This is a genomic window from Pedobacter kyonggii (assembly GCF_004310665.1).
In the GTDB taxonomy this organism is placed as follows: Bacteria; Bacteroidota; Bacteroidia; order Sphingobacteriales; family Sphingobacteriaceae; genus Pedobacter; species Pedobacter kyonggii.
On the sequence record NZ_SIXF01000016.1, the window covers coordinates 1 to 16,460 of the forward strand.

A 16,460-nucleotide genomic window follows, 5' to 3' on the forward strand; every position below is an offset into this window, starting at 1 on the left:
TTCTTGGGGAGTTTTTTTTTAAGGTCCTCAACGGACTCATCGCTTCTCTGAAGGATCAGTCGCTGGTTGTCATCGATAATCCACTCCACAACCTCGCCCTGCTTGAACTCGATTGCCTGGGCGACAGCTGAGGGGAAATTAACATACCACTGCTCGCTTGTCTTTCTTTTTATAACCTGTACTTTGGTTGGATATCCCATATCTAGTTGTATAACTAGATGTAAAAATCAAAAAAAATAACCGTAAAACCAAATTTACGGCTACTTTTTTTTCTTGACTAGTAAATAGCCAAACTCAAGGAAACCTATCAGGTTTTAAAACCTGATAGGTTTAATTTAGATTGGTAGGTTTGCGTTAGGGATTGTAAGGGTTCAGTGCCGATTTTTCATCGGTACCGGAGCGAAGCGAAGCCCTGAAAAGCCCGACCCTTGCGCAGCTTGGGGAACGCCCAATTCAATTAACAGTTAACAATTTACAATTTATTCTTCTTTCGCTTTACCTTTCTTTCTCGATTTTAATGCCTGCGTAAGTAAAAATTCTATCTGTCCGTTCGTACTTCTAAACTCATCGGCAGCCCAGGTTTCTACTTCTTTTAATAAAGCAGGACTAATTCTTAATACAAAAGCTTTTTTATCTTTCTCCGCCATTCTTATTGTATTGCTTGTATATTATACCTCGTTTTTAAATTAATAAGGAACATTTCCAGTTCGGCTATTTTGTTACTGCTAAACAATAACTTTTTGCCATTTTTTAATTCAATCTGTAAACCTTTATCTTTATCGTTTAGGATATAGGCCTTGTCGTTAAATTTAAACCAAAGCCTGCTGCGAACACCAAATCCGCCATAATCTCCTAAAGCATTGTACTTATTGATGTAAACTTTTTCTATGTTGCCCCAACTCAATAGCTTCAGCTTGGTTTCAAATGGAAAATACTTGTACGAAATGCCTGCTGTGCCGATCTGCAAAGTCATTTTATTTTTTTGAAGCAGATAAATAATCGCAAAAGGAAGGAGTACTGCCCAAAATGGTGCAAAATAAGTAGTTTTTAAAGTTTCAAAGCTCATTCCACCTTTATCAAAAAGCACAATACTGATGACTATAACAGCATCAATAGCCAATAAAATATAAAGCCACCAAAGTTTTAAGCTTTGCTTTTCCTCAAACTCCATTTTGTCTAATTATATAATGTTCCGGTGTTTACCACGGGCTGTACATGGCGGTCGCCACAAAGCACAACCAGTAAATTGCTTACCATAGCTGCTTTACGCTCTTCATCCAGCTCAACAATTCCTTTTTGCGATAATTTCTCTAAGGCCATTTCTACCATGCCTACAGCACCTTCAACTATTAATTTACGGGCTGCAATAACTGCAGTGGCCTGTTGGCGCTGTAACATGGCACTGGCAATTTCTGGTGCATAAGCCAAATGCGATATCCTGGCTTCTAAAACTTCAATGCCTGCCCTCGATAAACGTTCGTTCAGTTCGTTTTCTAAAAGTTCACTTACCTTATCAGCACCGTCTTTTAAAGTAATGCTGGTTTCTTCCCCTTCAGCATGGTCGTATGGAAAAATGTTAGCCAAATGCCTTACAGCAGCTTCACTTTGGATGTTTACATATTGCATGTAGTTTTCTACAGAGAAAACGGCTTTGGCAGTTTCGTTTACTTTCCAAACCACCACAGCAGCAATTTCGATCGGGTTGCCCAGTTTATCGTTAACCTTTAGCTGCTGCCCGTTTAAATTGTTCGCTTTTAATGATAAACGCCTTTTAGCGGTTAAGGGATTTACCCAGAAAAATCCATCGGCTTTTACCGTGCCGATATATTTCCCGAAAAGGGTGAGTACCATTGATTGATTGGGGTTGATGATTAAAAAGCCCGGGAATATTAAAAATATATCTATTGCCAGTAAAATCCCTCCCCAGAGAAAAATTTCTGAAACAAAACAGAAAATAGAAGCGCCCAGCAATGCGATGCATAGTGCGAATGTTAGATAGCCAGATGGCGGATTAATAATTTTTTCCTGATACATAATTGATATTAATTTGATATCATAAAGTAAAATATAAAATCTGGTAATTGCAAACAAAACCTGTAAAATGTATATTAGATAAAAATGCTATTTTTGACAATACAATAATTACATCGTTTTGGCCAAAATCAAGAGAAATTCACACAAGATCCTTTACCGGAAGTATTCATCAAACCTAAAATATGTGATGATGATATTTACCGTTTTCATTATTACGTTATTCCTGCCCAAACAGCCCCGGTTTAGATATGAGTTTGAAAAAAATGCAGTATGGAAAAACAAAGACCTGATTTCGCCCTTCAGTTTTGCTATTTTAAAAACCAACCCGCAAGTTAATGCCGATAAAAAGAATGCACTAAAAGATATTTTGCCTGTTTACCACTTGGATAGGGGCATTACGGCAAATGCTTTGGAAGAGTTTGCCAACGAGTTTGATGTGAAATGGAAATCTAAGCAACTTAACGAAAAAGATAAGGGCGTATATAAAAGTGCTTCCTATAAATTGCTGCAGAACATTTACGAGAAAGGGATTATAGGTTTAAATGTGAAACATCAGGCAGGAGGGAAGAACTATGACTTTTCTTTACTTGAAAACAATGTTGCCCAGGAAAAGAATACACAGGATGTTTTTACCGCAGAATCTGCCCTGAATTTTTTTAAAGATAATTTTAAAGCCCCTAATCAGGTAATGGGTGATTTGGTTGCAAACCTTGCAATTGATCACATTACTCCTAACATCGTATTTGATGAACGGCTAACGCAAACCATACAGGATAATACGGTTAATAATATCTCTACTACTAAGGGTATGGTACAAAAGGGAGAGCTTATTGTAGCGAAGAATGATGTTATTGATGAAGAAATTTATCAGAAACTAGAATCCTATAAAGCAACTTACGATGCACAAAGCAAAACAATTGGTAGCAGGGCATTGGTTTATTTGGGGCAGGTAATATTGGTTGGCTTTATACTCGCTATTTTAATGTCGTTCCTTTTTCTTTTCCGGAAAGATATTTTTGCCGATAACCGTCAGCTTTCCTTAATCCTGATCGTTACCACGGGGATGTTACTGGCATTAACCTGGGCCATTAAGATGGAAATCCCTAGTTTGTACTACATTCCGTTTTGTGTGGTGCCCATTATTATTAGGATCCTGTTTGATACCCGTTTGGCACTTTACCTCCATATGCTGGTAATTTTAATTGCTGGTTTTTTTGTAGCCAATAGCTTCGAGTTTGTGTTTTATCAGGTTACTGCGGGCATGGTTGCCATATTTAGTATAAAAAACTTTGTTAAGCGCGAAAGATTCCTGGTTTCGGCCTTGTTTATCCTTTTGGCTTATTTGGTTTCTTTTATAGGTATCGCCCTGCTTCGTGAAGGATCTTTCCGCGAAATAGAATGGATGAATTTTATTCCTTTTGTTTTTAGCGTACTCTTATCTCTTTTAGCTTACCCCTTAATTTATCTGTTCGAACGTATTTTTGGTATCACATCAGATGTGGCCTTAATTGAGCTCACCAATACCAATAATAAACTGTTAAGGGAGCTTGCCTTTAAAGCGCCTGGAACGTTTCAGCACTCTTTACAGGTGGCTAACCTTGCAGAGGCCGCGATATTTAAAATAGGGGGCAATTCGGTACTGGTAAGAGCGGGCGCTTTATATCATGACATTGGCAAGGTAGATAATCCGCAATATTTTATCGAGAACCAGAATACCGCTGTTAGTCCGCACGATAAACTACCGTATGAACAAAGTGCGCAGATTATTATTCAGCATGTGCATAAAGGAATTGAGATTTTAAGAAAGAACCAGATCCCTGAAGCGATTATCGATTTTATCAGAACCCACCATGGGAATACCCGGGTTGATTATTTTTATCAGTCTTTTTTGAAAAATACGCCTGAAAAATTTGTCGACGAAAACATTTTCCGCTACCCCGGACCAATACCTTTTAGCAAAGAAACGGGTGTGTTAATGCTCGCCGATTCGGTAGAAGCTGCCTCAAGAAGCCTGAAAAATCCCGATGCTCAGAACATAAATGATATCGTTGAACGGATAATTAACTACAAATTGGAGCAAAATCAGTTAGATGACTGCGATTTAACATTAAAAGATATTGAGACTATCAAATTGATATTCAAGACGATGCTTATGAGCATCTATCATGTGCGTATAGATTATCAACAAATTTTGTAATTTTTTTTTGTTGGATAACTTGTTTTACTATATTTGCAGACCTCAAAACAACGCCGATAGGGCAGAAAATAGAGGATAAAGGAGAGGTGCCTGAGTGGCCGAAAGGAACAGTTTGCTAAACTGTCGTACTGGTAACGGTACCGCGGGTTCGAATCCCGCCCTCTCCGCAGAAAATAAAATTTGCAAAAATAAATGGAATTATCAATTTAAAACCGTTTCTTTGCAATCCCTTCGAAAAAGGGAATTAAAAAAGAAGATACCAAGTTCGGGATGTAGCGTAGCCCGGTATCGCGCCTGCTTTGGGAGCAGGAGGTCGTAGGTTCGAATCCTGCCATCCCGACAAAAAGTTGATCCACTTTTAAAAAAGGATTAAAAGATCGATACCAAGTTCGGGATGTAGCGTAGCCCGGTATCGCGCCTGCTTTGGGAGCAGGAGGTCGTAGGTTCGAATCCTGCCATCCCGACAAAAACAGATACAAACTGTATCAAAAACCCTCTAAATGGTTCATTTAGGGGGTTTTGTTTTTTTATTGGGTTTATAATGGGGTAATGAATATCAACCTTTTTTAACCCTAATCTGCACCCAAATTTTCTTCTTAACATTGTCTTTTCAACGAAAACTGGGATCAAGCGGAAAAGTTGGGGGGAATTAAATAATTTCTTTCTTTTGTAGCATCTTGGCAAAAAAACTGACGGTTCTGGCTGCTTTTACTGGCGGGATACTGGCATGTCTTATTTTTACCGCTGCAGGTTATCCAGGGCTAGCGATAATGACCATGTTTTTTATCCTCGGTTCTGCTGCCACCTCCTTGGATCGGCACAGAAAGAAGGCTTTTGCCGCCAGAGAGGAAGAAAAAAAAGGCCGTAATGCAATGCAGGTGTTGGCTAATGCTGGGGCTGCGGCCATTGCAGGTATAGTGACCCTATTTTATCCCCAGCTAGCTTATTTGATGCTTCCCGCAATGGCGGCAGCCTTTGCCTCGGCTACAGCGGATACCCTATCCTCCGAGCTGGGGATGGTTTATGGAAGACGGTTTTTTAATATTATTTCCTTTAATCCCGACCGCTGTGGAATGGATGGAGTGGTCAGCCTGGAAGGAACGCTGACCGGTATCGTGGGTAGCTGTATTATTGCTAGCATTTATGCGCTGGGATGGGGATGGAACATCAGCTTTTTCTTCATTGTTCTTGCAGGTACGGTGGGTAACCTTACCGATTCCATACTTGGGGCTGTACTGGAGCGGAAGGGGATGATCGGGAATGATGTAGTCAATTTTTTGAATACGTTGACAGCAGCGATTGTGATTGTGTTGTTGGAGCTTTTTCTTTAGGCTGTGATTTATTTATTTCCAATATACCCCAGCCTTATATTGGTCAGGAATTTTGAAGGTTTTAATTTGTTCAATTTTTTTGGCGTGGGGCAATGTCATTAAGTTAAGCCATTCGGCACAAGCAAAAATAATCTAACGACAGATAGAAAGGATGCACACAGATATGAAAATCCGTGTTTATATTGGTGCATCTGTGGTTAAAAGCTTTTAACCTAACAACATTGACCATGGGGCTGGCACGTGCCACTTACTGGATTAAGGTCATCAGCCAGTTTTTTCTCGTCCGCCTTCCATGTTGCCTTGAGGGGCCATCACTATTTTCGTAACAGATCTGTTAGCGGTTTCCCTGCACTATGGAGGATGGTATGTAAAGGGTAATCTTCTGCGTGCTATTGGCTATTCATCAGCTATTAGCGCAACAGTGGCTATTTTAATGTAACATCCAGGTAAACAGAATTACGACCGTATGTATCGTAGAATGGTTTAAAAACCACATCATCAATGGTGAACTGTAATTGATGCGGATCACCCTTGATTGATTTGCCAATATCTTTTGCATCCAAGGTTACTTTACGCCAATCTTTTCTGGCTTCTGGTTCCTGCGCTGCCAGCAATATTGGTCCGTAAAATAGACTCGCTATATTCTGCTGATCCATAACCGGATCCAGGTGGAATTGGAATGACATCTTTAAATCTACAATATCGCCATTTTTCCAGGTACGGCTTATCTTTAGGTAACTACCTGGCTCAGCCTGAAACTTTTGTTCTTTCCCGTTGATCTTTAAAAAGAATCCTTTGGTGGCCCAGCCTGGCACACGCACATTGAGATCAAATTTTCCGCTGCCCTTAATAGTCAAACGGGTGTGGTCTTCTTTTGGGAAATTTGTTGTCTGTTCTACTGTTATTTGGCGTTCTGTCCATTTTAGTGTTGATGGAATGTACAGGTTTACATAAAGCGCCTGGTTATCTTTACTTTTAAAGTAGATTGAATTTTGTAGTTTGGTGCTGCTCTCTATTGCAGTGCCGTTACAGCAGGTAAAGCCCGTCATATCCGCATTGCCAAATTGTTTAACAGATCCAGGTCTGAGTGGTACATGATAGGTATTGGCAGGACTGTTCTCAGCAACAGATGCCAGGATATGATTGTACAGGCCACGCTCATAATAATCCATCAGCTCTGCCCGCTGATCGAAGAGAAACAGGTCTCCGGTCAGTTTTAGCATATTGTAGGTAGCGCAGGTTTCATTCTGGCCTCCTTCAGAGAAGCCGTTTTCATACAAGGTAGCTGGCTGGGCAATAAAACACTCCGCATTGGCAGGATTACGTGCACCTGCAACTCCTCCGATACTGTACATGTAATCGTCTACCATTTTGTGCCAAAAGTTATCTGCTATATTATAATATTCAGGTTTATTGGATACCCGGTACATTTCGATACTCCCTACAATTTGGGGTATGTGCTGATTGGCATGCAGTCCACGAAAAATATCTACGTTTTTGGCCAGTCCATGCGAATGCGCTGTATCGCCAAAGAAAACCTTTATATTATCAAACAATTGTGCTGTTTTCAGGTATTTCGGATCATTTGTAATCTTGTATAAACGGGCCATTACATCATTCATGCCACCGTACTCGCCGGCGATGTAAGTGTTCCACATCTTGATAAGCGTTTCCTGTGGCAGCTGGTTTAAGCGGGTATACACCCAGTCACTCATGTCAGTAGCTATTTTAAGTGATTTTTTATTGCCACTTACCTCATATACATCTATTAAGCCAGCCAAAATTTTATGCAAGGTATAATATGGCGCCCAAACCTGGTTCTTCTGTCCTCCGTACTTAGCTCCGTTTTCTAACATGATAAACTGATCGGGAGGGTAAGCGCTGATGAATCCTTTTCCCCAGTTCCAATAATCGGTACGGATGCCCGATGCACTAAGATCAGAATCATAATCTGATTTGCCCGGGCCATGCGGCACAGCGCTCGGATCAGATACAGCGGTAGAGCCTGAATTTTTAGGTTTCCCCGATAATTGTGATAGTTCATAGAGCGTATTAATCATATACTCCATTTTTTTTGAGAAATTGGCCTGAAGCACCTTGTTGTACCCGGTACCGGCATAGGCCTGGGCAATTGCAGAAAGGTAGTGGCCTGTGGCATGCCCCCTTAATTTGGTATCTTCACTGTCCCATACCCCCAAAGGTTTTGCTCCTTCGGGTTGTTGCTGGCCAAAAGCTTGTCGGAACATATAGAGGAACGAGTTAGGGTCCGTTTTAGCTAATGTTTTGATGAATTTATCGCGGTTTTCGATAAATTTGGTTGCATGGCCATGAATGTCCGTCTGCAGAGAAACCTTGTTTAAAGCAAACGACTCTAGCTTTAGGGCTGGTGTGGCTGATTTTTTAAGTGCTTTTACGGTTACAAATGCCTTAGGTTGAAAAACCGTTCCTGCAACACGCCCGGTAACGGTGTAACTTCCGGGTTTCAAAACCCCGCTATTATCAGTCGGAGAAGGCCACAGCACACGTACTTTTGGGCCTTTCATCTTATTCTTGTAGGTACCCGGCACATAAGTGGGTAATCGTGGTAAATTTCCTACTTCCGTTTCCACCTGAATATCTGATACATTGGCTAAGTAAGCATTGTAAAGCTGTGGCGTGCCTGAAGAAAACTTTGGAAGATTATCTTCACGTTTACCTACATTTACTGTGCTTTCCTGAGTACCTCTTTGTGCATTGCGATAAATTCCGGCAATCTGCCCCGCACTTAACGGAACCCGATAAATACGGAAATCATGTATCATGGCATTCAGATAGGGATCCCCAGGTACTAGCGATTTCCCGATATACAACAGGTTTTTTGCCACTGATTGCTGTTCGAATACCGTTGTTAACTCCAGTGGGATATGCTTAGCTTCGGCCACAGGCTTGCTATCTACATAGGTCACCATAGATTTTGATGGAATATCTATTACAATGGTAATATAGACCCATTTATTCAGTTCTAAAGCTGGCGAAACCGCTCCGTTTTTATTGTTTTCGTTTGCCGTGATCAATGTTTGGAAACCTTCCTGATCATTTGTTCCAACAGGGGCCGCAAAAAAATGTTTGGTTCCGTCCTTCCCGAAATCAAAAAAACGCTGGCCGGGCTGCTTCGAACGGAGGTATATCCATCCTGATATGCTCAGTGATTCTATATCCGTTAATGCTTCTCCTGGAATAGTAACAAAGGAATTATTATCGCCAGAGAGCGACAAAACCTTTCCAAATCGGCTGTCGTTAATAAATTTGACCCCGTCGCCCTGAAATTTTGCGTGAAAATTATTACGTGACCAGTCTTTGGCATCTCCATTAAAGATATAACGCGCACTCATTCCCGTTTCACCGATCCCGTCTAATATCTGGTCTCCATTTTGTGCATGGGCAGTATCAATACCTATGGCTAAAACAGCAAGTAACGAAATGGTGTGCAAGAATACTTTGTATATTTTCATGTTTAAATCATTTTATCAATAAGCCCTTCTTAGATCTGTTTATTTCAAGATATTTTATCCCCAGATTTTTTGCTAAGCATAAATGAATTTAGAGAATTTTGAATAAAAATAACCCTTAAAATTCATCGATAAAACTATGAAGAAGCGCTATGTTTTTATGCTTCTTTTTTATCTGATAGCTACTAGATTTTAACAAGTACACTGCCGTACAACAAAGATTGGGGTGCTTGGTTAAAATACTAATGTTATGCATCAATATACAACGGAAATCTAGGTTACGCTTCGTTTATATTTACATCCTGATCCATCAAGTCTGGTTTTTATAGGTCGGGATATCAACATCAATTATGAAAAACATTTATCTAAACCTTTTCGTTCTTTTTCTCCTATGCTGCTCTTTCCAACCTGTAATGGCGCAATCCCTGCATTTGGATAAGGGGCAGGGCAATCCTGTTATACCGGGTTATTTTGCAGATCCAACGGTGAAAAAATTTGGAGATACGTATTATATTTATGCAACAACCGATGGCAATGGGGGTGGATTTGGGCCATCGCAGGTATGGACTTCAAAAGATTTTGTGAACTGGACTATGCAGGATATGAATTGGCCAACAACCCATCATTACTGGGCACCAGATGCAACACAGGGCCCCGACGGAAAGTATTATCTATACTACTGCCAGCCCGTTGAAATATTCGGTGCATCTTCAGCAACACCGGTTGGCCCATGGACATCGCTTTTAGCACCCGGAAAACCAATAGTTTCAAATTTTATGGTACCCAAGGTGATTACACTTGATGGGCAGACTTTTAAAGATGACGACGGTAAGTATTATATGTATTGGGGCACTTGGGGCATTTATCCGGGCCATGGTTGTGGTGTTGGCTTATTGAATGCCGACATGAAGTCGTTTTCAAAACTTGCGCAGATCCCAAATACCGATGCAAAAGACTTTTTCGAGGCTCCATTTGTATTTAAAAGAAAGGGTGTTTATTATCTTACTTATTCATCCGGCTATTGCGAAGACGGAACTTACAGGGTACAGTATGCCACTGCAAGCAATCCGATGGGACCTTTTAAACATGCCCAGGATAATCCTATCCTCGCCACAAATGGCGATGGAACGGTGCATGGACCAGGGCATCAGTCTGTTCTGCAGCAGGGAGATGATTTTTACTTGGTTTATCACCGGCATAATAACCCACACAATGACGGTGGCTATCACAGGCAGGTAGCGGCAGATAAAATGATTTTCGATGAGAAAGGAAACATCCTGAAGCTGGTGCCTACACATTCGGGAATCGGCTATTTGGCAAAAAATGCGAATCCGCATCCAAATCTGGCGCTAGGCAAAACTGCTGTGGCCTCTTCAACTTATGATCAGGATTTTAAACCAGAATTTGCATTCGATGATAATAACGGAACTTTATGGAAAGCCAAAAACAATATCGGTCCCTCATGGCTCCAGATCGATTTAGGTAGGACTTATGATGTTAAAAGTGTGCACACTCAATTTGAATATGCTACCTGGTACTATCAATACAAAATCGAATATTCGCTCGATGGCAAAACATGGGCACTGTACATTGATAGGAGTAAAAATACCCAACATGGAAGTCCGATAATAGATTTTGGAAACGTTAAGGCCAGGTATCTGCGTACAACAATTTTACGGACCGAATATCCGGGCTTAAATAAGGCGATATGGAATATTAAGGTTTTCGACAATGCCGAATATAATCCAGTGATGAAAACCAGTATCAAAAAATGGGAGTCTTTGCAACGTTTTGAACCGAAGGGACTGTTGGTGGATCTGAACTTTGATAACCTTCACGTAGGATCAATAGCAGGGCATGTTTCAAATAATGGAAAATTAGCCGGTGTGTTTTCTGCTAGCGGAACAAATAAGCCAGTTACTTCAATGATAGGTGGAAAGAAGGCTTTGGTTTTCTCTGGCACCGAGCGCCTATCATCGTCCATTCGTGCGCCATCATCTATGCTGGGGAACAGCAGCTATAGCGTGAGTATGTGGGTGCTGAACCCAGAGATCGGTAAAGAAGAAACAATCGTTTCGTGGACAGATAGGGGTGGTGTTAATTTAAGTAATGCTGCGGTAGGTTATGGGAATAGTAAAGGTGCAGGCGCTGCCACTCATCTGGGCTGGGCCGATTTAGGATACAGAAATTTACCGAAAGCAAATGAGTGGCATCTGATTACCATGGTTTTTGATGGGACAATGGAACGTATATATGTTGATGGGAAATTGGATAGGGCAGAAAGAAGGATGCTTTTCGTGAATAATCTTACCAGGTTTCTTGTTGGTGGCAATGACGATGGAACTTCAGGATTTTCTGGTGCGCTTGCCTCTTTGAAAATTTATGATATCCCATTAACCGATACAGAGATTAAAGCAGCCTATACAAAAGGCATAACTAACCGTACGGTTCTGTACGCAGATACAAAAAACCTTGAATATGGGGATTTAGCAAACTGGCCCAACAATGGAGCCGCTTTGGGAGAACTGACATGCAAGAGGAATGTGGAAGTTGACGATATTAATGGGAAAATAGCTGCTGTATTGGCGAATGGTAGTAAAGTCCTTATGGGAGATAGAATTACAAACAAGGTCGATTTTTCAAGACCATTTAGCGCTGTTTTTTCTCTTTTACCTGCTGTTGGTTCAAAAACAGATCTGTTTTTTGGTAAAGGAAATAAAGCCGTAAGGATAGTAGGTAATGGAAAATGGCAACAGTTAATCTGTTCTTTTGCTCAGGGCAAGTTCCAGGTATTTATCAACGGTAAACCGGCAAATTATGCACTGGTACATAATAATCAAACAGACCAGCGTATTTTGATCGAATCTTCTGGCGGAGTGTCAAGTGCCACAACAGCAATATCATCAATTTCAATATACAGTTATGGCCTTGATTATAGTGGTTGTTTAAAAGAATTTAATTTTTGGAAACAAACCTTAGGCACTGGTAGCTTAAAAGCGTCATTTGCCTCAAAACCATCAGCAGTTACGTCAAATATGGTCTATATGGTTGCAGATAAACCTGAACTGCCAGGTAGTGATCTCGAATATCTTTTTAAAAGTGATAAAGATAAAGGGGATGCGAAATGGTTACGGTCAGCAGATTATATGGATTTTTCGGTCCTTCCACAAAGCAGTTATAATTATACAGTGAAAATCAAGGATAATTTTGGAAATGTTACCCAAACTTCTCTTCCCTTTGCTGTTAGCACAGATTCTTCACAATTTGTTGTCAGAAAACAGAGTGGGGCGGCCCGGTCAGTTCCGGCAGCAAAAGACGGCCTGTCAGGAACTTCCTGGGATGGTTTATTGGGAAATGCAGATACGGTTACCCAGCAGTCTGGCATCCTAAAGATGGTTTCGCACAATACATTTTGGGATGGATCGGAGGCAACGGGGCCTTTTGCTTATAACAATGTGGAGGGTGATTTTATTGCTGAGGTAAAGCTTTCAGATATGCTGGGGCTCAGGGAGAAGAAAGCTTATGGTGCAAATGAGGCAGGTATAATGGTTAAAGATTTAACAAATGGAAGAGCGCTTTTACAAAACGGCATTATGCCAGGCTGGGGCGTTGGAAATATTGTTACCAACCTTGGGAATGGTGGCAGAAGGCAGACGAACAGCCTCTCTGGATGGAATTTTTACAGGCACCTGCAGATACAGCGGGCAGGAAATACATTTTTTATGCGTGGTAGCAGTGATGGAAAGACTTGGGTAGATCTTCCTGGCAGTCCGTTAAAAAGAGATGATCTGGGAGCTGGGTTACAGGTTGGCGTTTACCATGCTACCTATGGTGATTCTTCTGGTGATGCTTCTTTTAGCGGTTTTAAGATTATCCAAAAGAAATAAGAGCCTGTTTAAAAATTAAATAAAATTATTTCGTATGTCAGTCTGAGCGTAGTCGAAGACCATTTCAGCGCATTAAAAGCACTTCGACTCCGCTATCATTGACAGATTCCAAAAGAAAGGGCGTCATCTCCGGCGCAACGCATAGTGTTCCAAAGGAACTTCTTCGGAGGAGAGATCTTTGGACTATATTAAAAGATTTTGCTTCGCAGAGCCTGCAGGTTCTCCACTACGGTCGAAATGACGATACTTCTTAAAAATCCCCTGTCATTAATATTGATTTTAAGCAATTAATTTCGATAAAAATTACAGATTTATCTTTAATAATAAAATGTTTGGCTTAAAAAGAAAAACCCAGAGTCGTTTTGCCGATCTGGGTTTTATCTTCAACTAACCTAACTAAGGTTTTTTAGTAATAGCAGGTATTTGGACGGTTACGGTGTAACTGCCCGCTGATAATGCCTTAAAACCAAAAAATACCGGATTTGCATTTCTGTTTTCTACCGTAAACCTCGCGGGGATCCGGTAATAATTTCCGGTTCCGTTATTGCCATCCTTAATAGGAAAACCGTTTGGCAGATCTATAAACTCCCATTCGAGTGCAGTTGTTGTTCTTACCACAGAGAAATATGGGTTCATTTGCGAAAAATTACCTCTATCTCCTCTGGTTACGATTTGTCCGGCAGAAGGATCAAAGGCAGTGCCATTCTTATCTAGAAAGACAAATCTGATTTTATTGGGGCCTTTGCTGTCGTAAGTGATGGTTACCGGTAAAGGGGATTGACCGCTAAAACCTGTTTCAGTATCCGGGTCGGAAGTCGTAAAGAACGGGCCAGCATCAAGGCTATAATGTGCTTTAGGTAATAATTGTATCCTGCAGGCATTTAAGATATCACGTGTACCTTTAATGTTCGTTACCTGAACATCAATAACATAATTTCCGGTGGCCACATTTGCTGTGGCTTGCGATAAGGATATTCTTCCGCCTATTTCACTAATTTCTAAGGGAAGGGCAGGTTTAAGTACAATTTTCTTGTTCACAAGTGCCACTGTTGAATCTGCGTTGGTAATTTGACCAAGAAACTGCTTGATGGTAAATTCTTTGAGCATATCTGGTGCTGGTTGTCCGGTATCCATATTTCTAACTGCCAGTAATTTTACTTTCACCGGACCCGTGGTACCATCTAATTCTATTGCTTTAGAGTTAACTACGTTTCCCTGGGTAGCAATAAGCGGATTTGGTGTATAGTACATATAATCGCTGATGAAGCCCTTACTTACCTTTTTGCAACCCAATAAAATGCCCACTAAAGTAAGAACAGATAGTGATGAAATGATAAATATTTTTTTCATGATTGTTTCTGTTGCGATTCCTTAGAACCTGATGAATGTATGGGTATTACTTAAAACATGAAGCATTCCGCCTGATGAGGGTTCTATGCCTGTAGTTTGGCACTGTGCCTTTAAATCAATATTAGGATCATTAGGCTGGGCAGTGCTGTTTGGTGGGTCTAAACCTCCTCTAACCTTAATGTAGTAGAGGTAATAAATTGGGCTGGACGACCATGATTCACCTGGTTTTGGCTGCAAGATTCTTTGAAACGCAGTTTGGGTATTGGCAGCGTTGGCTACAAGGGTAGGTTGTAGCGGTGCGGTGGTTAACGCTATGCGAGATTTAGATAAGTAAATGCGTAATGAATCGGCTTTCAGATCATTATACATGTTGGTTAAGGTATAAGTATTATTCTCATTAATGAGTCTAACCGAATCTCTTTTAAGCCTGATGTAGTTATTGATCGAATAGTTGGTTGGTGCAAAGAAAGTTGCAGCACCATTTACTTCATCTTTCATGTTGTAATGATCGATAACCATTATGAGCGTATCGAACAAATGATATTTGTGTTGCTTTAAATATTCATAAGTGGTTAAGGGGCTTTTTGCCTCACTTAAACCTCCATCTGTTAAATAGCTACTCTTTTTGCAGCTTGTAAAATATGCCAGCCCCAGGCTGCATATCATAAAATACAACAGTTTCTTTTTCATGTTCTTATAACTTGGAGCTCCAGAAAGGAGTTTGAGTCAACTTTTTGTTAATATTCATTAATGCAGGATCAAGCGGCCAGTAATATTTACCAGCATCAAAATCGGCTTTGGTCATTTTTTCCGCGCCAAATTTCATGATCCCTGTTTTTTTACCCAGCCTTACCAAATCATAGAAGCGATGCCCTTCCAGGAAAAGCTCCCTTCCGCGTTCGTCTATAATACCTTCGAATAAGTTGGCATTGGTTCCAACCCAGTCACCTAAACCAGCAATAGTGCGTACTTCATTAAGCACCGTGCGCGATTGATCAAACTGGTTTAAAGCCGCAAGTGCTTCTGCTTTCAGGAGTTTAATGTCGGCAAGCCTAAAAATGATGATGTTGTTATGGGCCACAGCACTAACTACATTTTGTCCGTTAACATAAGTGATGTTAGCATACTTAATACAGAGTGGATCCGTAGAATTGGTTAGTGCAAAAGCAGTCTTAAATCGTTTATCATCAGCATTGCTATAAAGCGTATTCAGGGTGTTAATATTGAGTGGGAAAATTGAATTACCCGTATGCGTTGTTAAGTAAGGGCTTTTAAGGGTGTAATTGGCGATTCCCCCGGTACTACCCTCATTTTCATCACTCTGTGCAATTTCGAAAATGCCTTCTGTAGATTTTCCTTTGTATATGCTGAGGTAATTATCTCTGTTTACATATTGATAAAAATTTTGGTCAATTATTTTATCGGTGGTGGCATTACAGTTTTGGTAATCGCCCTGCCAGGCATATAAATGAGCCAGAAGCGCATAAGCGGCTCCTTTATTGGCCCTTACTGCCCTGTTTCCTGCGTTGGAATAATCCCAGCTCAAAAGGTTGATTGCATTATTTAAATCGCTTAGGCATTGTGTTATCACCTCACCAGCCTTGCTACGCGGCAGGTCTACTGCCTCTGTTATTGCGCCTGTTTGGGTAATCAGTGGAATATCGCCCCAAATTCTTGTCATGTAGAAATAGTTAAACGCCCTTAAAAAGTAAGCTTCTCCCAGCAAATTATTTTTGGCATTTGGAGATGAGAATTTGTCATCGGCGATGGTGGGAATGAATTTAATGCAGCGGTTAGTCTGGTCTATGGCACTGTAAAAAGTATCATATCTTCTCATCTGCATCATCCTGTCCCAGGTTTCGGCAGATGCAACAGAAATTGCCCACTCCATTCGGAAAATATTGTCAAATCTGTAACTATTTGCTGATACAAATTCATCTGTAGGTAAATCGCCATAAGCGTAGAAAGCTAATCCATCTGCTTTATTAAGCGTTTTCCTAACCAACGCGTAACCTGCTGCTACAGCTTTGTCAGCGTCATTTTCATTTTTCCAGAAAGTAAGGTCGGTAGATACGCTAATGGGTTTCTCATCTAAAAATTTTTTACATGAGCTTGCCATGCCCATCCCGATTACACAGCATATATATATAGTAAGTCTTTTCATTTTAGTAAG

General features: G+C 40.7%; 11 protein-coding genes and 3 tRNA genes. 6 read left to right on the plus strand and 8 right to left on the minus strand.

Annotated features, from left to right (window positions below):
* From EYS08_RS15810 to EYS08_RS15825, 4 genes are all read right to left on the minus strand, one after another.
* On the minus strand, nucleotides 1-200 hold a 200-nt coding region (locus EYS08_RS15810; RefSeq protein ID WP_131030944.1), incomplete at its 3' end, for a hypothetical protein.
* Nucleotides 201-479: 279 nt separating this feature from the next.
* A complete protein-coding gene (locus EYS08_RS15815) occupies nucleotides 480-647 on the minus strand; it encodes an Arc family DNA binding domain-containing protein (protein WP_083488688.1) in 168 nt (55 codons plus the stop codon).
* Nucleotides 648-649: 2 nt separating this feature from the next.
* Complete coding sequence (locus EYS08_RS15820) at nucleotides 650-1,171, minus strand: hypothetical protein (RefSeq protein WP_131030945.1); 522 nt, start codon at nucleotides 1,169-1,171, stop codon at nucleotides 650-652.
* Nucleotides 1,172-1,176: 5 nt separating this feature from the next.
* On the minus strand, nucleotides 1,177-2,034 hold the full coding sequence (locus tag EYS08_RS15825) for an SPFH domain-containing protein (RefSeq protein ID WP_029276438.1): 858 nt from the start codon (nucleotides 2,032-2,034) through the stop codon (nucleotides 1,177-1,179).
* 190 nt (nucleotides 2,035-2,224) lie between these two features.
* On the opposite strand from EYS08_RS15825, the gene EYS08_RS15830 reads away from it, so the two are divergent.
* The 5 genes from EYS08_RS15830 (at nucleotide 2,225) to EYS08_RS15850 (ending at nucleotide 5,562) form a co-directional block, all read left to right on the plus strand.
* Nucleotides 2,225-4,231 (plus strand): HD family phosphohydrolase, encoded by a 2,007-nt coding sequence (locus EYS08_RS15830; RefSeq protein WP_131031027.1) that lies wholly within the window; start codon nucleotides 2,225-2,227, stop codon nucleotides 4,229-4,231.
* 80 nt (nucleotides 4,232-4,311) lie between these two features.
* Nucleotides 4,312-4,398 (plus strand) — tRNA-Ser (locus tag EYS08_RS15835).
* A gap of 99 nt (nucleotides 4,399-4,497) precedes the next feature.
* A tRNA-Pro gene (locus EYS08_RS15840) sits at nucleotides 4,498-4,571 on the plus strand.
* A gap of 50 nt (nucleotides 4,572-4,621) precedes the next feature.
* Nucleotides 4,622-4,695 (plus strand) — tRNA-Pro (locus EYS08_RS15845).
* Nucleotides 4,696-4,905: 210 nt separating this feature from the next.
* Nucleotides 4,906-5,562, plus strand: coding sequence for a DUF92 domain-containing protein (locus tag EYS08_RS15850; protein WP_394343115.1), 657 nt, complete (start codon nucleotides 4,906-4,908; stop codon nucleotides 5,560-5,562).
* A 425-nt stretch (nucleotides 5,563-5,987) separates the two neighbouring features.
* Here the strand turns inward: EYS08_RS15850 and EYS08_RS15855 are convergent, their stop codons facing one another.
* Nucleotides 5,988-9,053 carry a beta-L-arabinofuranosidase domain-containing protein gene (locus EYS08_RS15855; protein WP_131030947.1) on the minus strand — a complete coding sequence of 1,022 codons (3,066 nt, stop codon included), beginning with the start codon at nucleotides 9,051-9,053 and terminating at the stop codon, nucleotides 5,988-5,990.
* Nucleotides 9,054-9,400: 347 nt separating this feature from the next.
* Here EYS08_RS15855 and EYS08_RS15860 point away from each other — a divergent pair, with 347 nt between their 5' ends.
* Entirely contained in the window at nucleotides 9,401-12,937 is a 3,537-nt protein-coding gene (locus EYS08_RS15860; protein WP_131030948.1) for a family 43 glycosylhydrolase, read from the plus strand.
* A gap of 396 nt (nucleotides 12,938-13,333) precedes the next feature.
* On the opposite strand, the gene EYS08_RS15865 is transcribed toward EYS08_RS15860, so the two are convergent.
* Genes EYS08_RS15865 through EYS08_RS15875 form a run of 3 tightly spaced genes read right to left on the minus strand, consistent with a single transcriptional unit; the run spans nucleotide 13,334 to nucleotide 16,451 of the window.
* A complete protein-coding gene (locus EYS08_RS15865) occupies nucleotides 13,334-14,287 on the minus strand; it encodes a hypothetical protein (RefSeq protein ID WP_131030949.1) in 954 nt (317 codons plus the stop codon).
* Nucleotides 14,288-14,308: 21 nt separating this feature from the next.
* Complete coding sequence (locus EYS08_RS15870; RefSeq protein WP_131030950.1) at nucleotides 14,309-14,977, minus strand: hypothetical protein; 669 nt, start codon at nucleotides 14,975-14,977, stop codon at nucleotides 14,309-14,311.
* Between the two features lie 4 nt (nucleotides 14,978-14,981).
* Nucleotides 14,982-16,451 carry a RagB/SusD family nutrient uptake outer membrane protein gene (locus EYS08_RS15875; RefSeq protein ID WP_131030951.1) on the minus strand — a complete coding sequence of 490 codons (1,470 nt, stop codon included), beginning with the start codon at nucleotides 16,449-16,451 and terminating at the stop codon, nucleotides 14,982-14,984.
* Nucleotides 16,452-16,460 lie beyond the last annotated feature (9 nt).

Bases quoted from the DNA above. Each gene is read 5' to 3' on its own strand.
- EYS08_RS15820 (WP_131030945.1), bottom strand. From the start codon at position 1,171: ATGGAGTTTGAGGAAAAGCAAAGCTTAAAACTTTGGTGGCTTTATATT.
- EYS08_RS15860 (WP_131030948.1), top strand. From the start codon at position 9,401: ATGAAAAACATTTATCTAAACCTTTTCGTTCTTTTTCTCCTATGCTGC.
- EYS08_RS15865 (WP_131030949.1), bottom strand. From the start codon at position 14,287: ATGAAAAAAATATTTATCATTTCATCACTATCTGTTCTTACTTTAGTG.
- EYS08_RS15830 (WP_131031027.1), top strand. From the start codon at position 2,225: ATGATATTTACCGTTTTCATTATTACGTTATTCCTGCCCAAACAGCCC.
- EYS08_RS15825 (WP_029276438.1), bottom strand. From the start codon at position 2,034: ATGTATCAGGAAAAAATTATTAATCCGCCATCTGGCTATCTAACATTC.
- EYS08_RS15815 (WP_083488688.1), bottom strand. From the start codon at position 647: ATGGCGGAGAAAGATAAAAAAGCTTTTGTATTAAGAATTAGTCCTGCT.
- EYS08_RS15875 (WP_131030951.1), bottom strand. From the start codon at position 16,451: ATGAAAAGACTTACTATATATATATGCTGTGTAATCGGGATGGGCATG.
- EYS08_RS15855 (WP_131030947.1), bottom strand. From the start codon at position 9,053: ATGAAAATATACAAAGTATTCTTGCACACCATTTCGTTACTTGCTGTT.
- EYS08_RS15870 (WP_131030950.1), bottom strand. From the start codon at position 14,977: ATGAAAAAGAAACTGTTGTATTTTATGATATGCAGCCTGGGGCTGGCA.